At 74.1% G+C, this 20,048-nt stretch carries 18 protein-coding genes; 4 read left to right on the forward strand and 14 right to left on the reverse strand.

Annotation, left to right across the window (positions count from 1 at the left end; genetic code table 11):
• Positions 1-39 precede the first annotated feature (39 nt).
• The 7 genes from alc to BLS43_RS20910 are packed head-to-tail and all read right to left on the reverse strand — an operon-like array spanning position 40 to position 7,608.
• Positions 40-969, reverse strand: coding sequence for an allantoicase (alc, locus tag BLS43_RS20880; protein ID WP_093087699.1), 930 nt, complete (start codon positions 967-969; stop codon positions 40-42).
• Complete coding sequence (allB, locus tag BLS43_RS20885) at positions 969-2,255, reverse strand: allantoinase AllB (protein WP_093087701.1); 1,287 nt, start codon at positions 2,253-2,255, stop codon at positions 969-971. Before allB ends, alc begins: the two co-directional genes overlap by 1 nt.
• Positions 2,252-2,611 (reverse strand): allophanate hydrolase-related protein, encoded by a 360-nt coding sequence (locus BLS43_RS20890; RefSeq protein ID WP_093087703.1) that lies wholly within the window; start codon positions 2,609-2,611, stop codon positions 2,252-2,254. The genes allB and BLS43_RS20890 overlap by 4 nt, the downstream gene beginning before the upstream one ends.
• Before the next feature lie 56 nt (positions 2,612-2,667).
• Positions 2,668-4,938 (reverse strand): xanthine dehydrogenase subunit D, encoded by a 2,271-nt coding sequence (gene pucD / locus BLS43_RS20895; protein WP_093087707.1) that lies wholly within the window; start codon positions 4,936-4,938, stop codon positions 2,668-2,670.
• A complete protein-coding gene (locus BLS43_RS20900; RefSeq protein WP_093087710.1) occupies positions 4,935-6,275 on the reverse strand; it encodes an 8-oxoguanine deaminase in 1,341 nt (446 codons plus the stop codon). Before BLS43_RS20900 ends, pucD begins: the two co-directional genes overlap by 4 nt.
• Entirely contained in the window at positions 6,272-6,730 is a 459-nt protein-coding gene (locus BLS43_RS20905) for a (2Fe-2S)-binding protein (protein WP_093087713.1), read from the reverse strand. The genes BLS43_RS20900 and BLS43_RS20905 overlap by 4 nt, the downstream gene beginning before the upstream one ends.
• A complete protein-coding gene (locus BLS43_RS20910) occupies positions 6,727-7,608 on the reverse strand; it encodes an FAD binding domain-containing protein (protein ID WP_093087717.1) in 882 nt (293 codons plus the stop codon). Before BLS43_RS20910 ends, BLS43_RS20905 begins: the two co-directional genes overlap by 4 nt.
• Positions 7,609-7,701: 93 nt before the next feature.
• On the opposite strand from BLS43_RS20910, the gene BLS43_RS20915 reads away from it, so the two are divergent.
• Complete coding sequence (locus BLS43_RS20915) at positions 7,702-9,198, forward strand: PucR family transcriptional regulator (protein ID WP_093087720.1); 1,497 nt, start codon at positions 7,702-7,704, stop codon at positions 9,196-9,198.
• 7 nt (positions 9,199-9,205) lie between these two features.
• Here BLS43_RS20915 and BLS43_RS20920 read toward each other — a convergent pair whose 3' ends face one another.
• The 6 genes from BLS43_RS20920 to uraD (BLS43_RS20945) all read right to left on the reverse strand — a co-directional run bounded on the left by BLS43_RS20920 (position 9,206) and on the right by uraD (BLS43_RS20945) (position 14,342).
• On the reverse strand, positions 9,206-10,336 hold the full coding sequence (locus BLS43_RS20920) for an RNA polymerase sigma factor (protein ID WP_425438560.1): 1,131 nt from the start codon (positions 10,334-10,336) through the stop codon (positions 9,206-9,208).
• Positions 10,336-10,749 (reverse strand): YciI family protein, encoded by a 414-nt coding sequence (locus BLS43_RS20925; protein WP_093087723.1) that lies wholly within the window; start codon positions 10,747-10,749, stop codon positions 10,336-10,338. Before BLS43_RS20925 ends, BLS43_RS20920 begins: the two co-directional genes overlap by 1 nt.
• 88 nt (positions 10,750-10,837) lie before the next feature.
• A complete protein-coding gene (gene pucL / locus BLS43_RS20930) occupies positions 10,838-11,662 on the reverse strand; it encodes a factor-independent urate hydroxylase (RefSeq protein ID WP_093087726.1) in 825 nt (274 codons plus the stop codon).
• A 3-nt stretch (positions 11,663-11,665) separates the two neighbouring features.
• A complete protein-coding gene (locus tag BLS43_RS20935) occupies positions 11,666-11,959 on the reverse strand; it encodes a hydroxyisourate hydrolase (protein ID WP_093087729.1) in 294 nt (97 codons plus the stop codon).
• Positions 11,956-12,420: a 2-oxo-4-hydroxy-4-carboxy-5-ureidoimidazoline decarboxylase gene (gene uraD, locus BLS43_RS20940; protein WP_093087732.1), complete on the reverse strand. Its 465-nt coding sequence runs from the start codon at positions 12,418-12,420 to the stop codon at positions 11,956-11,958. The genes BLS43_RS20935 and uraD (BLS43_RS20940) overlap by 4 nt, the downstream gene beginning before the upstream one ends.
• A complete protein-coding gene (gene uraD, locus BLS43_RS20945; RefSeq protein WP_093087735.1) occupies positions 12,417-14,342 on the reverse strand; it encodes a 2-oxo-4-hydroxy-4-carboxy-5-ureidoimidazoline decarboxylase in 1,926 nt (641 codons plus the stop codon). The genes uraD (BLS43_RS20940) and uraD (BLS43_RS20945) overlap by 4 nt, the downstream gene beginning before the upstream one ends.
• 199 nt (positions 14,343-14,541) lie before the next feature.
• On the opposite strand from uraD (BLS43_RS20945), the gene BLS43_RS20950 reads away from it, so the two are divergent.
• Positions 14,542-16,182, forward strand: a complete 1,641-nt coding sequence (locus BLS43_RS20950; RefSeq protein ID WP_093087738.1) for a sigma-54-dependent Fis family transcriptional regulator — start codon at positions 14,542-14,544, stop codon at positions 16,180-16,182.
• A 26-nt stretch (positions 16,183-16,208) separates the two neighbouring features.
• Positions 16,209-17,321 carry an NDMA-dependent alcohol dehydrogenase gene (locus BLS43_RS20955; RefSeq protein ID WP_093087742.1) on the forward strand — a complete coding sequence of 371 codons (1,113 nt, stop codon included), beginning with the start codon at positions 16,209-16,211 and terminating at the stop codon, positions 17,319-17,321.
• A 111-nt stretch (positions 17,322-17,432) separates the two neighbouring features.
• Here BLS43_RS20955 and BLS43_RS20960 read toward each other — a convergent pair whose 3' ends face one another.
• The gene (locus BLS43_RS20960) at positions 17,433-18,227 is read right to left on the reverse strand and encodes an MOSC domain-containing protein (protein ID WP_245707636.1); all 795 of its coding nucleotides are present in this window, start codon (positions 18,225-18,227) and stop codon (positions 17,433-17,435) included.
• A gap of 63 nt (positions 18,228-18,290) precedes the next feature.
• Here BLS43_RS20960 and BLS43_RS20965 point away from each other — a divergent pair, with 63 nt between their 5' ends.
• Positions 18,291-19,919, forward strand: coding sequence for a phospholipase D-like domain-containing protein (locus BLS43_RS20965; protein WP_245707638.1), 1,629 nt, complete (start codon positions 18,291-18,293; stop codon positions 19,917-19,919).
• The last annotated feature ends 129 nt before the right edge of the window (positions 19,920-20,048 follow it).

Genomic DNA, 20,048 nt, shown 5'->3' on the forward strand with positions numbered 1-20,048 from the left:
CCGCGAAACGACAGTCGTGGCTCCATGATGCGGACGGGGTCAGCGGGCCGAGAGCCAGCGGGTTTCGAGCGTCCGATAGCCACCAGCGGTGGGGGTGCCCCACAGGCGTACTCGGGACAGGCCGCCGTCGGGGTGGATGTCCAGGCGGACGGCGGTGACGGGGGTCGGGTCGTCCGGCACGACGCGGTGCACGGTGTCCGGGCTGAGCTCGGACTCCAGCAGGGTGCGACCACCGCTGCGGAGCACCGCCCGCGCGGGCGCGTTGTGCAGGAAGTACCTCGTGTCCAGCTCGACGACGGCCAGGGACGACTCGACCGCCAGGCCGATCTCGACCCAGTCGTTCCCGGCGTCTCGGCGGCGGGCGGTCTCCCACCCCTCCCCCATCGACCGGGCGGGACCGGGGAGCAACAGGTTGTGGGGCTCGCTGTAGAACCGGTTCGACACGTCCCGGATGTGCCCGCCGTTCTCGACGGCGGCGAGGTCGACGGTGCCCAGCGCCGCCAGCAGGGCCGGGTCGGGCAGCGCCTCGCCGAACACCCGCAGGCGCGCGACTCCGCCGTCCGGGACGATGCGCAGCCGGACCTCGTCGGCGCGGCGGTGGCAGCGGACGTCGAACACGTTCTCGCTGTCCCCCTTGAGGTCCGAGAGAGTGACCAGCTCGAACCAGTCCCCGTCCGCGCGGCCGTCGACCGCGGCCCGCGGCGGGTGGTTGCCGGTGAACCAGGTCGTGTCGACCACGATTCGCCGGACGATGCCGGGCGCGCCGAGCCGGACCACGGCCTGGTCCTCGCCGGGGGTGCGCCTGCGGCGGGTCTCCCAGCCGTCGTAGACCTTGCCGCGGTGGCCGAAGGTCGTCGGGTCGAAGACCGGCGGACCGGGGACGATCAGGTTCTCCTTGGCGGCGAACGACTCGTCGCTCGCCCGGACCACGGAACCGCCGACGGTGCGCAGCGCGAGATCGGGGTACATCAGCGCTCACCTCTCTCGATCAGTCGACCACGGGGGTCGGGCCCCACCCGCTCGCCGCGCAGCCAGGTGCCGCGGACCACGCCGTGCAGCGTGCGATCGGCGTAGGGGGTGGTGGGGTGGCGGTGGGCGAGCGCACCCACCGTGAAGGTCTCGTCCGGCGCGACGATCGCGAGGTCCGCGTGCGCGCCGGGGGCGATGCGGCCCTTGTGCCGCAGCCCGACCAGGTCCGCCGGGGCCGTCGCCATCCGGTCGACGACGGCGGCGAGCGACCAGCCCCGCCGCCGGGCCTCGGTCCACACGACCGCGAGCCCGATCTGCAGCGACGCGATCCCGCCCCACGCCGACCCGAAGTCCCCGGTGCCCTTGAGCTCCGGTGTCGCGGGCGAGTGGTCGCTGACGATCATGTCGATCACGCCGTCCGCGAGGCCCTGCCAGAGCAGGTCGCGGTTGGCCTCCTCGCGCACGGGCGGGCAGCACTTGAAGCGGGTGTCGCCGTCGGGGATCTCCTCGGCCGCGAGGGCGAGGTAGTGCGGGCACGTCTCGACCGTGACCCGCACGCCCTCGGCGCGGGCCCGGGCCAGCAGCGGCAGCGCCGCGGCGGACGACAGGTGCACGACGTGCACGCGCCCGCCCGTCTCGCGCGCGGCGTCGAGCAACCCGGCGATGGCCGAGTCCTCGGCCGCGGCGGGCCGGGACGCGAGGAAGTCGCCGTAGCGCGGGCCTCGGGTGGACCCGATGAGAGCGGCGTCCTCCGCGTGCGCCAGCAGCACCGCGTCCCCCAGCACCCGCAGCGCGGTGCGCGGGTCGGGCAGCGGCGGGAACTCCGGCACGCCGCTGTCCAGCAGGAAGCACTTGGCGCCGAACGCGCCCGCGGCGACCAGGTCCGGCAGCGCGTGCTCGTTGCCGGGCACCGCCCCGCCCCAGAACCCGACGTCCACGGCGCACTGCCCGTCCGCGGCCTTGCGCTTGATCGCGAGGGACTCGACGTCGAGCGTCGGCGGGAGCGAGTTCAGGGGCATGTCGACGATCGTCGTGACCGCGCCCGCGGCGGCGGCCCGGGTGGCGGAGGCGAAGCCCTCCCACTCGGTGCGGCCGGGCTCGTTGACGTGCACGTGCGTGTCGACCAGGCCGGGGATCAGCACCTCGTCCGCCGCAGGCCGGACCTCGACGGCGTCGAGCGGGGCGTCGATCGGCAGCACGGCGGCGATCCGCTCTCCGTCGACCAGGACGGCGGCGGGCCGCTCCCCGCCGTCGACGATCGCACGGCCGCGGAAGACCGTCCTCACGAGCGGTACTCCCGCCAGTCGGCGATGTCCGAGATGTCCGTGCGCGGAGCGGTGTGCCCAGGGCGCAGGATCATCGCGAGGGAGCCGGACCCGTCGGCCAGCTCGATGACGCCGAGCTCCAGCCCGTCGGGCTCGCCGGGCAAAAGGACCTCCCGGAGCTGGGCGTAGGACAGCTCGTAGAGCTCACCCGCGACGGCGGCGGTCCCACCCTCCTCGAGGGCCGGGTAGCGGCCCTCGACCGCGTGGAAGCGGTACCGGGGCGCGGTGGTGGTGCGGGCCACCAGCGGGGCGTCGCCCACGAGGTGGTGGTCGGCGCCGCCGGACATGGCGGTGCCGTTCAGGAACATCCGAGGCATGCCGGTTCCTCTCGTGAGCGGCGATGGTCGCCCTGGCGACCATCGCCGCGCACAGGTCAGAAGGTGATGTGCTCGGGGCGGACGGGGACGCGGCGCAGCGGCTTGCCGGTGGCGGCCCGGATGGCGGCGGCCACCGCCGGACCCGACGAGATCGTCGGCGGCTCGCCGACGCCGCGGACCCCGTAGGGGGCGTGCGGGTCCGCGTACTCCAGGACCTTCACCTGCATCGGCGGCATGTCCAGGATGGTGGGGATGAGGTAGTCGGTGAACGACGGGTTCTTCACGATCCCGTCCTGCACGACGATCTCCTCCATCAGCGCCAGGCCCATGCCCTGCGCGCTGCCGCCCTGGATCTGCCCGACGACGGCGTCCGGGTTCAGCGCCCGGCCCACGTCCTGCGCGGTGTCCAGTGCCACGACCTTGACCAGCCCCAGCTCGACGTCGACGTCCACCACCGCGCGGTGCGCGGAGAAGGCGTACTGCACGTGCGCGTTCCCCTGCCCCGTCTCCGGGTCGATCGGGTACGTGGGGCGGTGGCGCCACTCGACCGTCTCCTCGACGGGGTCGGTGAGGACCTCCGCCAGGGAGGCGACGACCTCCCCGCCCGCCGCGACGATCTTCTCCCCGTCCAGCCGGAGCTCCGCGCGCCCCAGCGCCTCCGACGCCCGACGCAGGACCGACGCCCGCACCGCCTCGCACGCCGCCTTCACGGCGCCGCCGGTGACGTAGGTCTGGCGGGAGGCGGACGTCGAGCCGCCGGAACCGACGGTGGTGTCCTTCGGGTGCACCACGACCTGCTCCACACCCAGCTCGGTGCGGCAGATCTGCTGCTCGATGGTGATCAGCCCCTGGCCGACCTCGGCGGCCGCCGTGTGGACCGTCGCCACCGGCTCGCCGCCGACGACCTCCAGCCGCACGCGGGCGGTGGAGTAGTCGTCGAACCCCTCGGAGAACCCGACGTTCTTGTAGGTCACCGCGTACCCGATCCCGCGCCGCACACCCTCGCCGTGCGTGGTGTTGGACGCCCCGCCGGGGAGCTCGCGGATGTCCCGCTCGCCTGCGGGCTCCGCGGGCAGGGGCAGGTCGCGCACCGTGCGGATCAGCTCCGCCACGGGCGCGGCGGAGTCGACGACCTGGCCGGTGATGGTGAGGTCGCCCTCCACCATGCCGTTGAGCGCCCGGATCTCGACGCGGTCCATGCCGATCCGGTCGGCCAGCTCGTCCATCAGCGCCTCGTGCGCGAAGGCGGCCTGCACGCAGCCGAACCCGCGCATCGCCCCGCAGGTGGGGTTGTTCGTGTAGACCCCGCGGGCGTCCACGTGGACGTTCGGGATCCGGTACGGGCCCAGCCCCAGCGTGCCGCCGTTCCCGACGACGGCGGGCGTGGACGAGGCGTAGGCGCCGCCGTCGAACAGGATGTCCGCCTTGGCGTACACCAGCTCGCCGGTCTCGCGGGCGCCGAACTCGTAGCGCAGCCACGCGGGGTGGCGGTGCACGTGCCCGAAGAACGACTCGTCCCGGGCGTAGCTCATCTTCACCGGCTTGCCGGTGTGCAGCGCCAGCAGGCAGGCGTGGACGTGCATCGAGAGGTCCTCGCGGCCCCCGAACGCGCCCCCGACGCCGGCGAGTGTCAGCCGCACCTGCTCCGGCGGCAGCCCCAGCACCCGGCAGACCTGGCCCTGGTCGACGTGCAGCCACTGGGTGGCGACGTAGAGGTCGACACCGCCCTCGCCGTCCGGCACCGCGAGCCCCGACTCGGGCCCGAGGAAGGCCTGGTCCTGCATGCCGACCTCGAAGTCGAGGGAGACGACGACCGGCGCGGTCGGCGACGGGTCGCCGCGGCGGATCCTCAGGTCCCGCACCAGGTTGTCGTGGTCCGCGTGCACCCAGGGGGTGTCCGGGTCCAGCGCCGTGCGGGGGTCGGTGACCGCGGGCAGCACCTCGTAGTCCACGACGATCCGGGCCGCCGCGCGGCGGGCCGTCTCGGGATGGTCCGCCGCGACCAGCGCGACGGGTTCGCCCTGGTAGCGGACCACGCCGTCGGCCAGGGCCGGGGTGTCGAGGTGCTCCAGGCCCACGGCGTTCTCCCCCGGCACGTCCTTCGCCGTGAGGATCGCCGAGACACCCGGGACGCGCAGCGCGTCGGTGAGGTCGATCGCGCGGATCCGTGCGCTGGGGTGCGGGCTGCGCAGCGTGACACCCCAGACCATGTCGTCGTGCCAGAGGTCGGACGAGTACGCGAACTCGCCGGTGACCTTGAGGGTGCCGTCGGGGCGCAGCGGGGAGTCCCCCAGCCTGCCTGCCATGCGCGTTTCGGTCGAGGTCATGAGGCTTTCTCCAACAACGTCCGGTGGACGCGGACGCACTCCTGTGCCACGGCGTCGGTGTCCACGGTGGTGACCCGGTCGTGCTCGACGACGGGTCGGCCGTTCACGAGCAGCAGCTCCAGCGGCGGCGGGGAGCCGAGCACCAGGGCGGCCACGGGATCGGCGACGTCCGCGTGGCCCAGCCCGTCGAGCGCCCAGAGGGCCAGGTCGGCGAGCTTGCCCACCTCGATCGAGCCGATCTCCTGCTCGCGCCCGAGCACCCGGGCGCCGCCCATGGTGGCCAGCTCCAGGGCGTCCCGGACGGTCAGCGCGGTGGGGCCACCGACGGCGCGGGCGAACAGCACCGCGTGCCGGACCTCCTCCAGGAGCGAGCCCGCCTCGTTGCTGGCCGCGCCGTCGACGCCGAGGCCGACGCGGGCGCCCGCCTCCCGCAGGTCGCGGGTGCGGGCGATCCCGGCCCCGAGCCGGGCGTTGGACGAGGGGCAGTGCGCCACCCCGGTCCGGGTGGCGCCGATCCGCTTCACCGCGGCGTCGTCGAAGTGGATGCCGTGGGCGAACCAGACGTCCGCGCCGGTCCAGCCCAGCGACTCGACGTACTCCAGCGGCGAGGAGCCGAAGCGCTCCCGGCAGAACTCGTCCTCGTCCGTGGTCTCGGCGAGGTGGGTGTGCAGCCGCACGCCGCGGCGCCGCGCCAGCTGCGCGGACTCGCGCATGAGCTCCCCGGTCACCGAGAACGGCGAGCACGGGGCGAGCGCGACCTGGAGCATCGAGCCGGGCGAGGGGTCGTGCCAGCGGTCGATCGCCGCCTCGGAGGCGGCCATGATCGCGTCCCGGTCCTCGACGACGTGGTCCGGCGGCAGGCCGCCGTCCTTCTGTCCCAGGTCCATCGAGCCGCGGCAGGGGTGGAACCGCAGGCCCACGTCGGCCGCCGCCCGGATCTCCGCGGCGAACACGTCCCCGCCCTCCCGGGGGAAGACGTAGTGGTGGTCGCTGCTGGTGGTGCAGCCGGTGAGCGCGAGCTGGGCCAGCGCGCCGGTCGCCCCGGTGTGGACGGCGTGCTCGTCGATGCCGGCCCACACCGGGTAGAGCGTGGTCAGCCACTCGAACAGCGTGTGGTCGGCGGCGAGGCCGCGGGTGACCCACTGGTAGAGGTGGTTGTGGGTGTTGACGAACCCGGGGGTGAGCAGGCCGCCGCGCGCGTCGACGACCCGGTGGCCCTCGCGGCTGGGCGCCGGGCCGGCGCCCACCGCGGTGATCCGGTCGTCCTCGACGACCACGTGGCCGCCGGCGATCTCCGCGCCGGTCACGGTCACGACGTGGGCGTTCTCGATGATCATCGGTTCGCCGCCGCGGTCCGCACGGCGTCCAGGATCTTCTCGTAGCCCGTGCAGCGGCACAGGTTGCCCGCCAGCGCCTCCCGGATCTCCGGGTCGGACGGCGCCGGGTCGCGGTCCAGCAGGTCCTTCGTGGACATCAGGAAGCCGGGGGTGCAGAAGCCGCACTGCACCGCGCCCTTCTCCACGAAGGCCTGCTGCACCGGGTCCAGCCCGTCTCCCGCCAGACCCTCCACCGTGGTCACCTCACGACCCTGCGCCTGGCCCGCGGCCACGAGGCACGCGCAGACGGGCGCCCCGTCGAGGTACACGGTGCAGGAGCCGCACTCGCCCTGCTCACAGGCGTTCTTGGACCCGGGCAGGCCCAGCCGCTCGCGCAGGGCGTAGAGCAGGCTCTCCCCCTCCCACACGTCGTCCGCCTCGCGGGCGACGCCGTTGACGGTCAGCTCGATCCTCATGCGGCGCTCCGGTTCTCGTCGCGGTAGGCGTCCCAGGCCCAGGTCGCGGTGCGACGGGCCATCACGGACAGGGCGTGGCTGCGGTAGGCGGCGGAGCCGCGGACGTCGTCGATCGGGGCGGCGGCGTCCCGGACCCGGCGGCCGAACTCCGTGGCCAGGGTCGCGGGCAGGGCGCCGCGGGAGCTCCACAGCCCCGCGGCCTCCAGCTCCCCGGCGAGGAACGCGGCGGCCTCGGGGGCGGGGCGCGGGGTGGGCGCGGCCGACCCGATGCCGGTCCCGACGGTGCGGGTGTCCGGGTGCAGCGCGAACCCGAAGGCGGACACCGCGATCACCATGGCGTTGCGGGTGCCGATCTTGGAGAACTGCTGCGGGCCCGACGGCGGGGTGACCAGCACGGCGGAGATGAGTTCGTCCGGCTCCAGCACCGAGCGCTTGACGCCGGTGAAGAACTCCGCCACCGGGACCTCGCGGGTGCCGCGCACCGAGCCGATCTCCACGGACGCGAACGCCGCGAGCAGGGCCGGGTGCGAGTCCCCCGCGGGCGAGGCCGCGCCGAGGTTCCCGCCGACCGTGCCGCGGTTGCGGATCTGCGGCGACCCGACCGTGCGGGCGGCCATCGCCAGGCCGGGCAGCAGGTGCCCCAGCTCGGAGATCACCCGGACGTACGGGACGCCCGCGCCCAGCCGCACCCGGCCGTCGTCGAGTGCCCAGTCGGCCAGCTCGGGGACCCGGTTGAGGTCGAGCAGGGCGGGCGGGCGTCGGTGGTCGAAGTTCAGCTCCACCATGACGTCCGTGCCGCCCGCGATCGCGACCGCGTCGGGGTGCGCGGCCTTGCACTCGAGAGCCTCCGCCCAGGAGGTCGGCGCCAGGAAGTCCATGGCGAGAAGTACACCGTCGCTTCGTCACGATCAGGAGTCCCCGGTGCGACGAAGCCATGGCGGTCCCACACGCCCGAGTTGTACGTTCCTCCAATGCTGCTGCGGGACCTGGTCGGGCGCGCCGACCTCCGGCTCCGGCTGCTCCACGGCGACGAGGCGGCCCTCGACCGCCCTGTGCGCTGGGTCTACACGACCGACCTGCCCGACCCCGGGCGCTACCTGACCGGCGGCGAGCTGGTGATCAGCGGGCTGGTGTGGCGCCGGGGCACCGACGACGCCGAGCGGTTCGTCAGCGCGCTCGCCAAGGCCCCGGTGGCGGCGCTGGCCGCGGGCGCCGCCGTCTTCCACGGCACCCCGGCGGACGTGGTCGAGGCCTGCGTCCGACACGGCGTCCCGCTCCTGGAGGTCCCCGAGGAGGTCTCCTTCGCGGCGGTGACCGAGTACGTCGTCGGCTCGGTGACCGCGGCGCGCGGCGACCGCCTCGCCGAGACCCTCGGCAGACAACGCAGGTTGCTCGCGGCGGCCGCGAGCGGCGCCGGGCTGGACGAGCTGACCGCGCGGGTGGGGGCGGAGATCGGCCGGACCTGCCGGGTGCTGTCGGCGACCGGGCGGGCGCTGGCGGGCCCGCCCCTGCCCGAGGACGAGCTGGCCGCCGCCGTCCGCACCTTCCTGACCGCCGAACGCCTGCCCGCCGAGGACCCGCAGCGGTCCGTCTTCCCCGTCGGCCCGTCCTCCGAGCTGCGCGCGACCTCCTGGTTCGTCGTGGTCGACGGCGGCCCGGACCGCGAGCACACCGAGGCCGTCGGCGAGCTGGTCGCGGTGGCGGCGCTGGACCGGGCGCGGCGCGGCGAGGGCCTGCGGGTGGGCCGCGACATCGCCGACGACGCGATCGCCCTGGTCGCCGAGGGCGCCGACACGCGCCCGGAGCTGCCGGTGCGGCTGCGGCAGGCGGGGCTGGACCCGGCGGTGGAGCACGCGGTCGTCGTCGCCGCGTTCGAGGGGGCCGGGCGCGCGGAGACAGCCCGGTCGGTGCTGGTCGACGCCGCGGCGCACCTCGGACCACCGGTCGTCGGCACCCACGAGGGGCTCGCGGTCGCGTTCGTCCCGGGCGACCCGGCGGTCCTCGACACCGCGCTGCGCAGGCTCGCCCCCGGGTTCACCGCGGAACGGTTGACCGTCGGGATCAGCAGGCCCGCGGCGGTCGCCGCGCTGACCGGGGCGCTGCAGGAGGCCCGGCACGCCCGGTCGCTGGCCCTGCAGCGGCCCGGGGCGCTGCAGGTGGTGCGGGCCACCGAGGTGACCTCGCACGTCGCCCTGCTCGCCGCCGTGCCGGACGAGGTGCGCCGCAGCTTCGCGGGCCGGGTGCTCGCCCCGGTCCTGGCCTACGACGCCCGCAACGACGCGGGCCTCCTCGAGACGCTCGAGGCCTTCCTCGACTGCAACGGCAGCTGGAGCCGCGCCGCCGAACACCTCCACCTGCACGTCAACACCGTGCGCTACCGCATCGGCCGGGTCGAGGAACTGACCGCCCGCGACCTGGGCGACTTCCGAGACCGCGTCGACGTCTTCCTCGCCCTGCGCTCCCGCTGACCCGGGGTCAGGCGCGGGCGTTCAGGCGCGCGGCCTGGCGGATCAGGTGGGTGCGTTCCGCCTCCGTCGGGGCGCGGTGTGCGGCGTCGGCGTACAGCCGGGCGGCGAGCGCGAGGTCACCGGCGCGCTCGTGCAGGTAGGCCGCCGCGGCGGTGTGGCGGGGCAGGTCCGGGTCGAGCTCCGCCAGCGCCGCCAGCCCCGCCGGGGCCCCGTCCGCCTCCCCCACCGCGACGGCGCGGTTGAGCCGGACGACGGGGCTGTCGGTGAGCCGGACCAGCTCGTCGTACCACTCCACGATCTGCACCCAGTCGGTCTCCGCGGCGGTCTGCGCGTCCGCGTGCAGGGCGGCGATCGCCGCCTGCGCCTGGAACTCCCCCAACCGGTCGCGGGCGAGCGCGGCCTGCAGGATCCCGACGCCCTCGGTGATCGCCACCGTGTCCCAGCGGCCCCGGTCCTGCTCGGCGAGCGGGACCAGGCTGCCGTCCGGCGCGGTGCGGGAGGGCCGCCGGGCGTGGTGCAGCAGCATCAGCGCCAGCAGACCCGCGACCTCCGGGTGGTCGATGCCCGCCGCGAGCCCGCGGGTCAGCCGGATCGCCTCCGCGGCCAGGTCGACGTCTCCGGAGTAGCCCTCGTTGAACACCAGATAGAGCGTGCGCAGCACCGTCCCGACGTCTCCGTTGCGGTCGAACCGCACGCCGGACACCGTCTTCTTGGCCCGGCTGATCCGCTGCGCCATGGTCGCCTCGGGCACGAGGTAGGCCTGCGCGATCTGCTTCGTGGTCAGCCCGCCGACGGCCCGCAGGGTCAGCGCCACCGCCGACGCGGGCGTGAGCGACGGGTGGGCACAGCGGAAGTAGAGCTGCAGGGTGTCGTCCACCCCGGACACCGGGCCCGGCTCCGGCTCGGCGTCCACCCGGTCCTCCCGGCGGCGGCGGGCCGCCTCCGACCGGGTCGCGTCGAGGAACTTGCGCCAGGCCACCGTGACGAGCCAGGCCTTGAGGTCCGCGGGGTGCTCGGCCGCGCGGACCGCCTCGACGAGCGCCTCCTGCACGGCGTCCTCGGCCGCCGCGAAGTCGGCTCCGCGGCGGACGAGGACACCGAGGACCCCCGGCACGAGCTCCCGGAGGCGGTCCTCCATCAGTGGCAGTCCAGGTCGGACGACGGCGCGCTCAGGAAGGGCCGGACCTCGAGCCACTCGTGGATCGGCTTCCCGTCCTTGCCGGGCGCCGCGGACAGCTCCCCCGCCAGCGCGTAGGCGCGCTCCGCGCTGTCCACGTCGATGATCATCCAGCCCGCGATCAGGTCCTTGGTCTCGGCGAACGGGCCGTCGGTGACCGGCGGACGCCCCTCGCCGTCGTACCGGACCCAGCGGCCCTCCGGGGCCAGCGCCTGCCCGTCGACGAACTCCCCGGACTCCTCCAGCGTGGCCGCGAAGTCCCGCATGTACTGGACGTGGGCCGAGATCTCCTCGGGGGTCCACTGGTCCATCGGGACGTCGTTGGCCGGAGCAGGCGCGCCGCGGTAGTGCTTGAGCAGCAGGTACTTCGCCATGGGAGGTCTCCTTCGTCGTCGCGGCCCATTCTGGCCGCGTTCGCCCCTGGGACGGAGCTGCCCCCGGCTTCTCGACATCCCTCCCGAACTAGCTCCTGACGACGGTCGCCCGGATCAGCCCGTAGGGCCGGTCCGCGGCGTGGAAGACCTCGTTCGGGTTCTCCAGGCCGAAGGGCGACAGGTCGACGACGAAGTGGTGCTTGTTCGGCGCCGACAGCGCGATCTCGGTGATCTCCGGGTGCGCCTCCAGGACCGCCCGACCCATCTCCCACAGGGTCTGCTGCAGCGCGAGGGAGTGCACGGACGCGAAGCGCTCCACCAGGATCGCCCGCACGTCGGTCCAGGTCTTGTCCCAGTCGACGTCCGTGCCGGCATAGGTCCAGGTGGCGACCAGGGACGTCGACATGATCCGGTCGTGGGTCTCCTGCAGGGTCGTGTACTCGTCGCGCAGGAACCCGGCGAACTCGGAGCCGGTGGACTTGAGCAGCACGAGGTCCTTGAGCCCGGAGGTCACCTTCTCGACCTCGCCCACCTCCACGACGGTCGTCCGGACCTCGGACTGCCTCCGCACCCAGGAGTGGTCGTCGACCCGCTCCCACGAGTACTCCTCCACCTCGACGCGGGCGCCGTCGACGGGCTCGACGTCCGCCACGAAGTGCCGCGCCAGGGTCAGCGCGTAGTCCTCGATCTCCCGCAGCCCGTGCTTCTTGGCGTAGGCGTACACGGTGTTCTTCTGGGTGTCGGTCGGCAGGACGCGGGACTGGTCCCCGGCGAGGTGGGCCGCGGTGAAGTCCCCGCGCAGCGCGGTCGAGACGGTCACGTCCCGGATCTCGTGGCGGGCGGTGTCGCGGTGGATGCGCACCACCCGGTTCTCGGCCTTGCCGTAGTCGTCGGCGCCCAGCGTGATCGTCATCTGTCAGCTCCCGCGGTAGGTGGAGTAGGCGAAGGGGGACAGCAGCAGCGGCACGTGGTGGTGGCGTGCCGGGTCGGTCACCGTGAACGCCACGGTGACCTCGGGGTAGAACGGCGACCACGCCGCCGTGGCGAAGGTCAGGGTGTGGACGCCCGCGCCGGGCTCGGCGAGCCGGCCGCGGCCGTCGGCGTCGGTCACGATCCGGTCGCGCTCGCGCCCGCCGGTCCGCAGCACGACGACCATGCCCGCGGCCGGGGTGCCGGAGGTCGCGTCGAGCACGTGGGTCGACAGACTCATCGCAGCACCCGGCCCAGGCGCAGCCGGTTGATCGCGGCCAGCTCGCCGAGCGCGACGGCCCGCTCGGTGTCCGCCGGGTTGGCGAGCCGCGCCCGCAGCGTGACCAGCAGGTCCTCGGCGCTGCGTCCCTCGGCGCAGACCAGGTAGACCCGGCCGAACCGCTCCTCGTAGGCCCGGTTGCCCTCGGCGAGCGCGGTCAGCGTCTCCGGGGGCGCGGAGGCCACGCCCGCCTGCTCGCGGGCGGCCGGTCCCTCCGCAGTCGGGTCCCCGATGCGCGGATGTGCCGCCAGCGCGGCGTCGAGATCGGTGGGATCCAGTGCGGCCGAGGCGGCCGCTTGCAGCGCCTCCACCGTCCCGTACGGCCTGCCCGCCACCACCTCCCGCGCCCAGCGGGGAGCCGCGCAGACCCGCAGGAGCAGGGCCTGCGCCTCGTCGTCGGGCAGGGTGTCGAAGGCGCTCATCGGGCGCTGGTCCCGAACGACGCGGCCCGGGCGGCCGCGATGGGGTTGGCCTCCGCCACGAGGGTCTCGAACCGCCGGTTGGCGACCTTCGCGATCTCGATCAGCGCGGCCGCGTGCTCCTGCGCGGGCGAGTTGCCCAGCCGCCGCAGACCCTCGGCGAGGATCGCCGCGCGGTCGGGGTGCTCGCGCACGCACACGATGAGCGGGATGCCGAACCGCTCCCGGTAGGCGGCGGCCAGGGACGCGAACTCGTCGCGGTCGGCGTCGGCCAGCCGGGTCAGGCCCGCACACTCCTGGTCGGCGAGCGAGTCGTCGTCGAGCGGGTCCCCGCCGAGGTCCGGGTAGGCCGCCATGAGCGCCTCCTGCTCCTCGCGCGGCGCGGAGAACAGCGCCTCCTGGAACGCCGTCCGCAGGGCGCCGGTGTCCGCGAAGGGCTTGCGGTCGTACGCCCGCCCGACCACGTCCGTCGGACCCTGGAAGAGCCTGCCGAAGGCGGCGACGAACTCGTCCCGGCCCATCCGGTTGATCGCGTTCAGCCGCAGCGTGGGCTCACCGGGGGCGCCCGCGATGGCGGGCCCGCGGCCCACGTGGTGGAACACGACGTTGAGCAGGATCGCCGTGATGCTGCCGAGCGTGATGCCCGAGCCGAAGATGATCTGCGCCCAGCCGGGCAGGGCCTTGGCCACGTCGGGCTGGGCGGTGACGAACATGGCGAGCCCCAGCGAGGTCCCGACGATCACGACGTTGCGGTGGTCGTGGAAGTCCACCCGGGAGAGCGTCTGCACGCCGACGACCGCGACGGTCGCGAACATCGCCAGCGCGGCGCCGCCGAGCACCGGGTGCGGGATGCTCGCCACCACCGCGCCCGCCTTGGGGATCAACCCGATGACGATCATGAACACGCCCGCCGCGGCCACGACGTGGCGGCTCTTCACCCGGGTCAGCCGCACGAGCCCGACGTTCTCGGCGAAGCAGGTGTAGGGGAACGAGTTCAGGACGCCGCCGATCGTCGTGGCGAGCCCGTCCGCGCGTAGCGCCCGCGCGACGTCCTCCTTGCCGACCCGCTTGTCCACGATCTCGCCGGTCGCGAACACGTCGCCGGTGGTCTCGACGGCGGTGATCAGCATGACCACGATCATCGAGACGATGGCGGCGCCCGCGAACTGCGGCCAGCCGAAGTAGAACGGGGTCGTGACGCCGAACCAGGACGAGTCCCCCACGGAGGAGAAGGAGACGTCGCCCAGCAGCCAGGCCACGGCCGTGCCCAGCACCAGGCCGATCAGCACGGCGACGGTGGCGGCGAACCCGCGGAACACCCGCTGGATCACCACGATGACGGCGAGCGTGCCCAGGGCGTAGGCCAGGTACCGGCCGTGGGTGGGATCGGGGTTCGAGCCGCCGCCGACGGCGTCGAGCGCGGCGACCGGCAGCAGCGCGAGGCCGATGATCGTGATCACCGTGCCGGTGACGACCGGCGGGAAGAAGCGGATCAGCTTCGAGAACCACGGGGCGATGAGGAAGGTGAACAGGCCGGCGACGATCACCGAGCCGTAGATCACCAGCAGGCCGTCCGTCCCGCCGCCCGCGGCCAGCGCGATCGCGATCATGGGGCTGACGGCGGTGAACGTGACGCCTTGGAGCAGCGGCAACCGCACGCCCACCTTCCAGAACCCCACGGACTGGATGATCGAGGCGATGCCGCAGGTGAAGAGGTCCGCGTTGATCAGGTGGATGAGCTCGCGCTCGGACAGCCCGATGGCCCCGGCGAGCAGGATCGGCACGATCACCGCGCCCGCGTAGAAGGCGAGCACGTGTTGCACGCCGTAGATCGCGAGCTTCCCCACCGGGAGGACCTCGTCCACCGGGTGCGGGCGGCGGGCGGGGGTCGAGCGTTTCCGGGTCGGACGGTCGGGGACGCGCACGGATCACCTCGTCGTGTTCGGCGGTGCTGGTCGGGCGTGAGCCGCCTCATACGGTGGCCCCGGCGCCGGGGGGCGGGCAGGGGCGGACCGCACGAAGGCCGCGGGACGGATCGCCCACGTTTCGTGCGATCGCACAACCCTGCCCGAACGACTAGTCCGGACGGGCGGGCGCGCAGCGACTCGTGAGAGGGTCCGTCGGGTGTACCCCGAGCGTCCGGTGATCGCCTCGTCGTGGCGGCGCACCGAGCGGTACGGCCTGTCCCCGTCCAGCCGCGTCGACCCCGAGGACGTCGAGCCGGTCGACGCCGCGAGCAGGCTCCGCCGGGCCGCCGACCCCGTCCTCTCCCACCTGGCGGCGAGCCTGGACGGCGCCCCGTACACGGTGATCCTCGCCGACCACGACGCGCGGCTTGTCGACCTCCGGTTCGGCCTGCCCTCGGCGCGGGACGAGATCGAGGGGCTCGGGGTGGTGATCGGGAGCCAGTTCCTTGAGTCCTCCACCGGCACGAACTCGATCGCGACGGTGTTCGAGACCCGCACCGGGGTGGCGGTGCACGGCGACGAGCACTACCTGGAGGCCTTCCGCGGCCTCGCCTGCTACGGCCTGCCGATCCTCGACCCGTCGACCCGGCGCGCCGCGGGCGTCCTCGACATCACGTGTCCCCAGGACCATGCGAGCGCGCTCCTGCGGCCCTTCCTGCTGCGCGGTGTGCGGGAGATCGAGGCGCGCCTGCTCGGGGACGTCCGGCAGGCCCGCCGCGGTCTGCTCGAGGCGTTCGACCTCGCCTCCACCCGCCCGGACGCCGCGGTGATCGCGCTGGGCGTCGACGTCGTGCTCACCAACGACACGGCCGCCGAGCTCCTCCAGCCCGCCGACCACGCCGCGCTCCGGACCCTCGCCGACGAGATCCAGCGGGCGCGCGGGCGCGACTGGCGCTGCACGTTCACGCTGACGTCCGGCCGGGAGGTGGACCTGGAGGCGACCGTCGTCGACGGGGGGACGCTCATCCGGGCCGAGCTCGCCCATCGGCGCGCCCCGGTGCCCCGACAGGTCCGCAGCGCCACCCAGTGGGAGGCCTGGCCGCACGCCGAGTTGGCCCGCTACCGCGTCGACGGCACGTCGGTGCTCGTCCGCGGCGAGTCGGGCACGGGCAGGCGGACCGTCGCCCGCGAGCTCGCCGGAGCCGCCTCCACCGAGCTCGACGGCACCACCGCGACGGTCGCGGACGTCGACGCCGTCCCCCCGGACGTGGCCACGATCGTGGTCACGGACGTCGAGCTGCTCGCGCCCGCCGCCGCCGTCGCCCTGGAACGGCTCGCCCGCGGTCACCGGCTCGTGCTCACCGCGGCCACCGGCACCCTCGGTCCCCGCACCACCGCGCTGACCGCCCGCTGCCCCGTGCACCTGGAGCTGCCGACGCTGCGCTCGCGGCGGGACCGGATACCGGCGCTCGCCGCGGCCATGCTGGCCGAGGCGGGCCCCGACCTGCGGTTCACCCCCGGCGCGCTGGCCGTCCTCGCCGCGCAGGACTGGCCGGGGAACCTCGGCGAGCTGGCCGCCGTCGTCGGCCACGTGGCGCGGCGGCGGCAGGCGGGCGACATCACCGACGCGGACCTCCCCCGCGGCCACCGGGAGCCCCGGGCGCCCGTCGGCGGTGCGCTGCGCCAGGCCGAGCGGGACGCGGTGGTCGACGCCCTGCGGACCTGCTGCGGCAACAAGGTGCAGGCCGCCGACATGCTCGGGATCAGCCGGAACACGCTCTACCGCTACATCCGCCAGTACCGGATCGGGGTGTCCCACAACGGCACAGATGAGGTCGCCGGTCCGCGGCCAGGCTGAGGGTCCGCCACTGTCGAGGAGGACATGTGAAGACCAAGGCCGCCGTCGTGTACGAGACCGGCAAGCCGATCGAGATCGAGGAGCTGGACCTGGACGGCCCCCGCGAGGGCGAGGTCCTGATCCGCTACACCTACGCGGGTCTGTGCCACTCCGACGTCCACATCTCCCACGGCGACCTCGAGGCACGCCTGCCGATGGTCCTCGGACACGAGGGCGCGGGGATCATCGAAGAGGTCGGGCCCGGTGTCACCCGGGTCAAGGCGGGCGACCACGTCGTCTGCTCGTTCATCCCCAACTGCGGGGTCTGTCGCTGGTGTGCCACCGGCCAGCAGGCCATCTGCGACATGGGCGCCACCATCCTCGAGGGCTACCTGCCCGGCGAGCGGTTCCCGTTCACCGGCCCGCAGGGCAACTACGGCGCCATGTGCATGCTGGGCACCTTCTCCCAGTACTCCACCATCCACCAGAACTCGGTGGTCAAGGTGGACGACGACCTGCCCCTGGACAAGGCCGTGCTCGTCGGCTGCGGCGTGCCCACCGGCTGGGGCTCGGCGGTCAACGCCGCCGACGTGCGGCCCGGTGAGACCGTGATCGTCTCCGGCGTCGGCGGCATCGGCATCAACGCCGTACAGGGCGCCCGCTACGCCGGCGCCAAGAACCTCATCGCCGTCGACCCGCTGCAGAACAAGCGGGAGAAGGCCATGGAGCTCGGCGCCACCCACGCCGTCGGCTCCATCGAGGAGGCCGCCGACCTGGCCCGGTCGATGACCAACGGCAACGGCGCCGACAAGGCCGTCGTGACCGCGGGCATCGTCACCGAGGAGATCGTCACCGGCGCCTTCGACGCGATCGGCAAGGGCGGCACCGTGGTGCTGACCGGGCTGAACAAGCTGTCGACGCAGAACGTGAACCTGCCCGGCTCGATCATGACCCTGTTCAAGAAGACGGTGAAGGGCTCGCTGTTCGGCGACTGCAACCCCACCACCGACATCCCGAAGATCCTGGGGTTGTACCAGTCCGGTGACCTCAAGCTCGACGAGCTGATCACCAAGACCTACTCCCTGGAGCAGGTCAACGAGGGCTACGACGACCTGCTCAACGGCAAGAACGTCCGCGGCGTGCTCATCCACGAGCACTGATCCGACCCACCCCGCCGCCACGCGGCGTCCCCGGCCGCCGCATCGCGGGTGCGGCTCGGCCCGGGGGCCGGGCAGCGTCGTCGACCGACGCCCTCGACCCCCGGGCCCGGCTCAGCCCAGGACGACCTCGTCCCCCGCCCGGATCGTCCCGGTCCGGACCACGGTGGCGTAGCACCCGGCGCACGGCAGCACCCCGAAGCCGGGCACCTCCACCCGGTTGCGGTCGGCCGGACCCCGCAGGGCGTGGGGTGCGCGCCCGAGGTCGCCGTGCTCCAGCGTCGGCACCGAGCAGCGCGGGGTCGGCAGCGTGACCTCGAGCTCCACCTCCCCGATCCGCAGCCGCCGCCCGAGCCACGCGTTCTCGACGAACGGGGCCACGGACCCGGCGACCACGACGTTCGGTCGGTAGCGCAGCGCCTCCACGCCGAGTGACCCGAGCGTCGCGGTGGTGATCAGGTGCAGCGGGGAGTGGTCCACGAACCGCCCGCCGGGCGCACCCATCGCGATCTCCAGCTCCGGGGTCTCGAGCTCGGCGTCGAGCCCCTGGGCCAGCACCTCCTCCGGGTCCGGCCGCTCGACGAGCGCCCCGTCGGGCCTGCGGAAGGCCATCGCGACCGGGCGGCCGAGCAGCGCGGTCAGCGGCTCGTCGACCTCGTGCGCGCCGCGCACCTCGCCGCCCGGCAGGCGCACCCGCACCCCGGCGTCGGTCGACTCGGCGCGGCACTGCAGCAGGTCCCGCCACCAGCGCGGCTGTTTCGCCGTGGCCACCTTGCCCGTCGTCGGGTCGACCAGGGCGAGCGCGCGGTCGCCGACCACGCCGTGCGCGTCGATCTCGAGGCTGGGCAGGTCCTCGCCCAGCATGGACTTCACCGGATAGCGGTGGAGGGTGGACACCGTCGTCGTCACACCCCCATCGTGGCAGTGGGCTACGGTCTCTGCGCAGGTGCCGGTGCGACGACGGTGGGTGGAGTGGACGAGAGGCTGGACGGCCTGATCCGCCGGTTCATGGTTCCCGGGTCACGGGCCTCGCCCACGTTCGTCGAGGACAGCGAGTGGGAGCCGGTGATCGACGGCGAGGAGTACTTCGCCCAGGTCCTCGCCCTGCTGGAGAAGACCGGCCCCGGTGACTCCGTGTTCCTCACCGGGCTGCAGATCGACGCGGGCGTGGACCTGACCGGCCGCCCGCCCGGCGACCCGGAGTACCGCCCGCTCGCGGACCTGCTGGCCGCCAAGGCCGCCGACGGCGTGGACGTGCGGATCCTGCTCACCGCGGCGGTGTTCAGCGGGTCCGTCCCCGGCGTGGCGATCGGGCCGTTCCGGGCCAACGCGTTCGCGGCCCGGACCTTCCGCCGCCACGAGTCCCTGCGCGGCCGGGTGCTGATGGACTGGTCCGGCGCCGGGATCGGCTGCCACCACCAGAAGATGGTCGTGGTGGCGGTGGCCGGGGAGGTCACGTCGTTCGTCGGCGGGCTCGACCTGCAGCCCAACCGGTTCGACGCCGACCCGCACGACCGGCTCTCCCTCGGCGACACCCGCTGGGGCTGGCACGACGGGGCCGCGCGGCTGCGCGGTCCGGCCGCCGCGCGGGTCTGGGAGGTCTTCCGGGCGCGGTGGGCGGAGGCGGCGACGCTCCCCCGTCGCTACACCTGGTTCCCACCCGTGACGTTCGACGAGATGAACCCCCCGCCCTTCGACACCGAGCTGCCGCCGGCGCCGCCGACGGAGCCGTACCCCTCCCCCGGCACGGCCGTCCAGGTGCTCCGCTCCTTCGAGGCGTGGCGGATCGAGACCCTGTTCCTGCTCTACCGCAGGCACTGGACCACCCTGCCGCGCCACGGCGTGCACGAGGTCTACCACGGGCTCGCCCACGCCCTGCGCGCCGCGAAGCGCTACATCTACCTTGAGGACCAGTACTTCTACGAGACACCCGGCGGCCGCCGCCGCTACGAGCTCTACGGCCTGCTGCGAGACGCCGCGGCCCGCGGGGTCAAGGTCATCCTCGTCTGTTCCGGCCGCAAGGACCCGGCCGACGCCGGTGTGAACCGGTTCCGGCGCCGGGTCACCCGGGACATCCAGCGGGGCGTCATCGACCGGCTGAGGCCCGCGGACCGGGCGAACGTGATGATGCACCGCATCGAGGACCTCACCGTCCACACGAAGCTGATGCTGGTGGACGACGTGTTCGCCGCCGTGGGGTCCGCGAACTTCTACAGCCGATCGATGCGCGGCACGGACAGCGAGCTGACCACGGTGTACGTCACCACCGGCACCCAGGTCCAGGACCTGCGGGTGCGGCTGTGGGCCGAGCACCTGCGCACCCGGCTGACCGACGAGCTGCGCCCCCACCTCGAGGACCTCGACCTCGCGCTCGGGATCTGGAACCCGTGGTGGCTCCCGCCGGACGCGCCCGCGGGCACCTGGCGCACGGCGGGCTACCCCGCGGGCTTCGCCCCCGACGAGCGGGTCCTGGTCCCGGTCGGCCCGTGGCCGGAGCCCAGCCCCCGACCCCTGCAACGCGCCGCCGACGGCGTGCGCAAGGGTGCCCAGCTCGCCTCCTCCGGGATCCGCGCGGCCACGGACTCGACCCACCGGGGCTGACGGGCTGCGTTGATGGTCCCCGGGGCCCGGGGCCCGGGGCCCGGTGCCCGGTGCCCGGTGCGAGACCGTCGCCGTTGTCACCGTCACGGGCACGGCGGGACGTGACGTGTGATGTCTCAGGACATGGGT

It is taken from the genome of Pseudonocardia oroxyli (genome assembly GCF_900102195.1).
Lineage (GTDB): Bacteria > Actinomycetota > Actinomycetes > Mycobacteriales > Pseudonocardiaceae > Pseudonocardia > Pseudonocardia oroxyli.

What these genes read in the sequence shown, in the direction of transcription:
- alc (WP_093087699.1), bottom strand. Translation starts at nt 969, where the DNA reads ATGTACCCCGATCTCGCGCTGCGCACCGTCGGCGGTTCCGTGGTCCGG.
- BLS43_RS20890 (WP_093087703.1), bottom strand. Translation starts at nt 2,611, where the DNA reads ATGCCTCGGATGTTCCTGAACGGCACCGCCATGTCCGGCGGCGCCGAC.
- pucD (WP_093087707.1), bottom strand. Translation starts at nt 4,938, where the DNA reads ATGACCTCGACCGAAACGCGCATGGCAGGCAGGCTGGGGGACTCCCCG.
- BLS43_RS20900 (WP_093087710.1), bottom strand. Translation starts at nt 6,275, where the DNA reads ATGATCATCGAGAACGCCCACGTCGTGACCGTGACCGGCGCGGAGATC.
- BLS43_RS20905 (WP_093087713.1), bottom strand. Translation starts at nt 6,730, where the DNA reads ATGAGGATCGAGCTGACCGTCAACGGCGTCGCCCGCGAGGCGGACGAC.
- BLS43_RS20910 (WP_093087717.1), bottom strand. Translation starts at nt 7,608, where the DNA reads ATGGACTTCCTGGCGCCGACCTCCTGGGCGGAGGCTCTCGAGTGCAAG.
- BLS43_RS20915 (WP_093087720.1), top strand. Translation starts at nt 7,702, where the DNA reads ATGCTGCTGCGGGACCTGGTCGGGCGCGCCGACCTCCGGCTCCGGCTG.
- BLS43_RS20920 (WP_425438560.1), bottom strand. Translation starts at nt 10,336, where the DNA reads ATGGAGGACCGCCTCCGGGAGCTCGTGCCGGGGGTCCTCGGTGTCCTC.
- BLS43_RS20925 (WP_093087723.1), bottom strand. Translation starts at nt 10,749, where the DNA reads ATGGCGAAGTACCTGCTGCTCAAGCACTACCGCGGCGCGCCTGCTCCG.
- pucL (WP_093087726.1), bottom strand. Translation starts at nt 11,662, where the DNA reads ATGACGATCACGCTGGGCGCCGACGACTACGGCAAGGCCGAGAACCGG.
- BLS43_RS20935 (WP_093087729.1), bottom strand. Translation starts at nt 11,959, where the DNA reads ATGAGTCTGTCGACCCACGTGCTCGACGCGACCTCCGGCACCCCGGCC.
- uraD (WP_093087732.1), bottom strand. Translation starts at nt 12,420, where the DNA reads ATGAGCGCCTTCGACACCCTGCCCGACGACGAGGCGCAGGCCCTGCTC.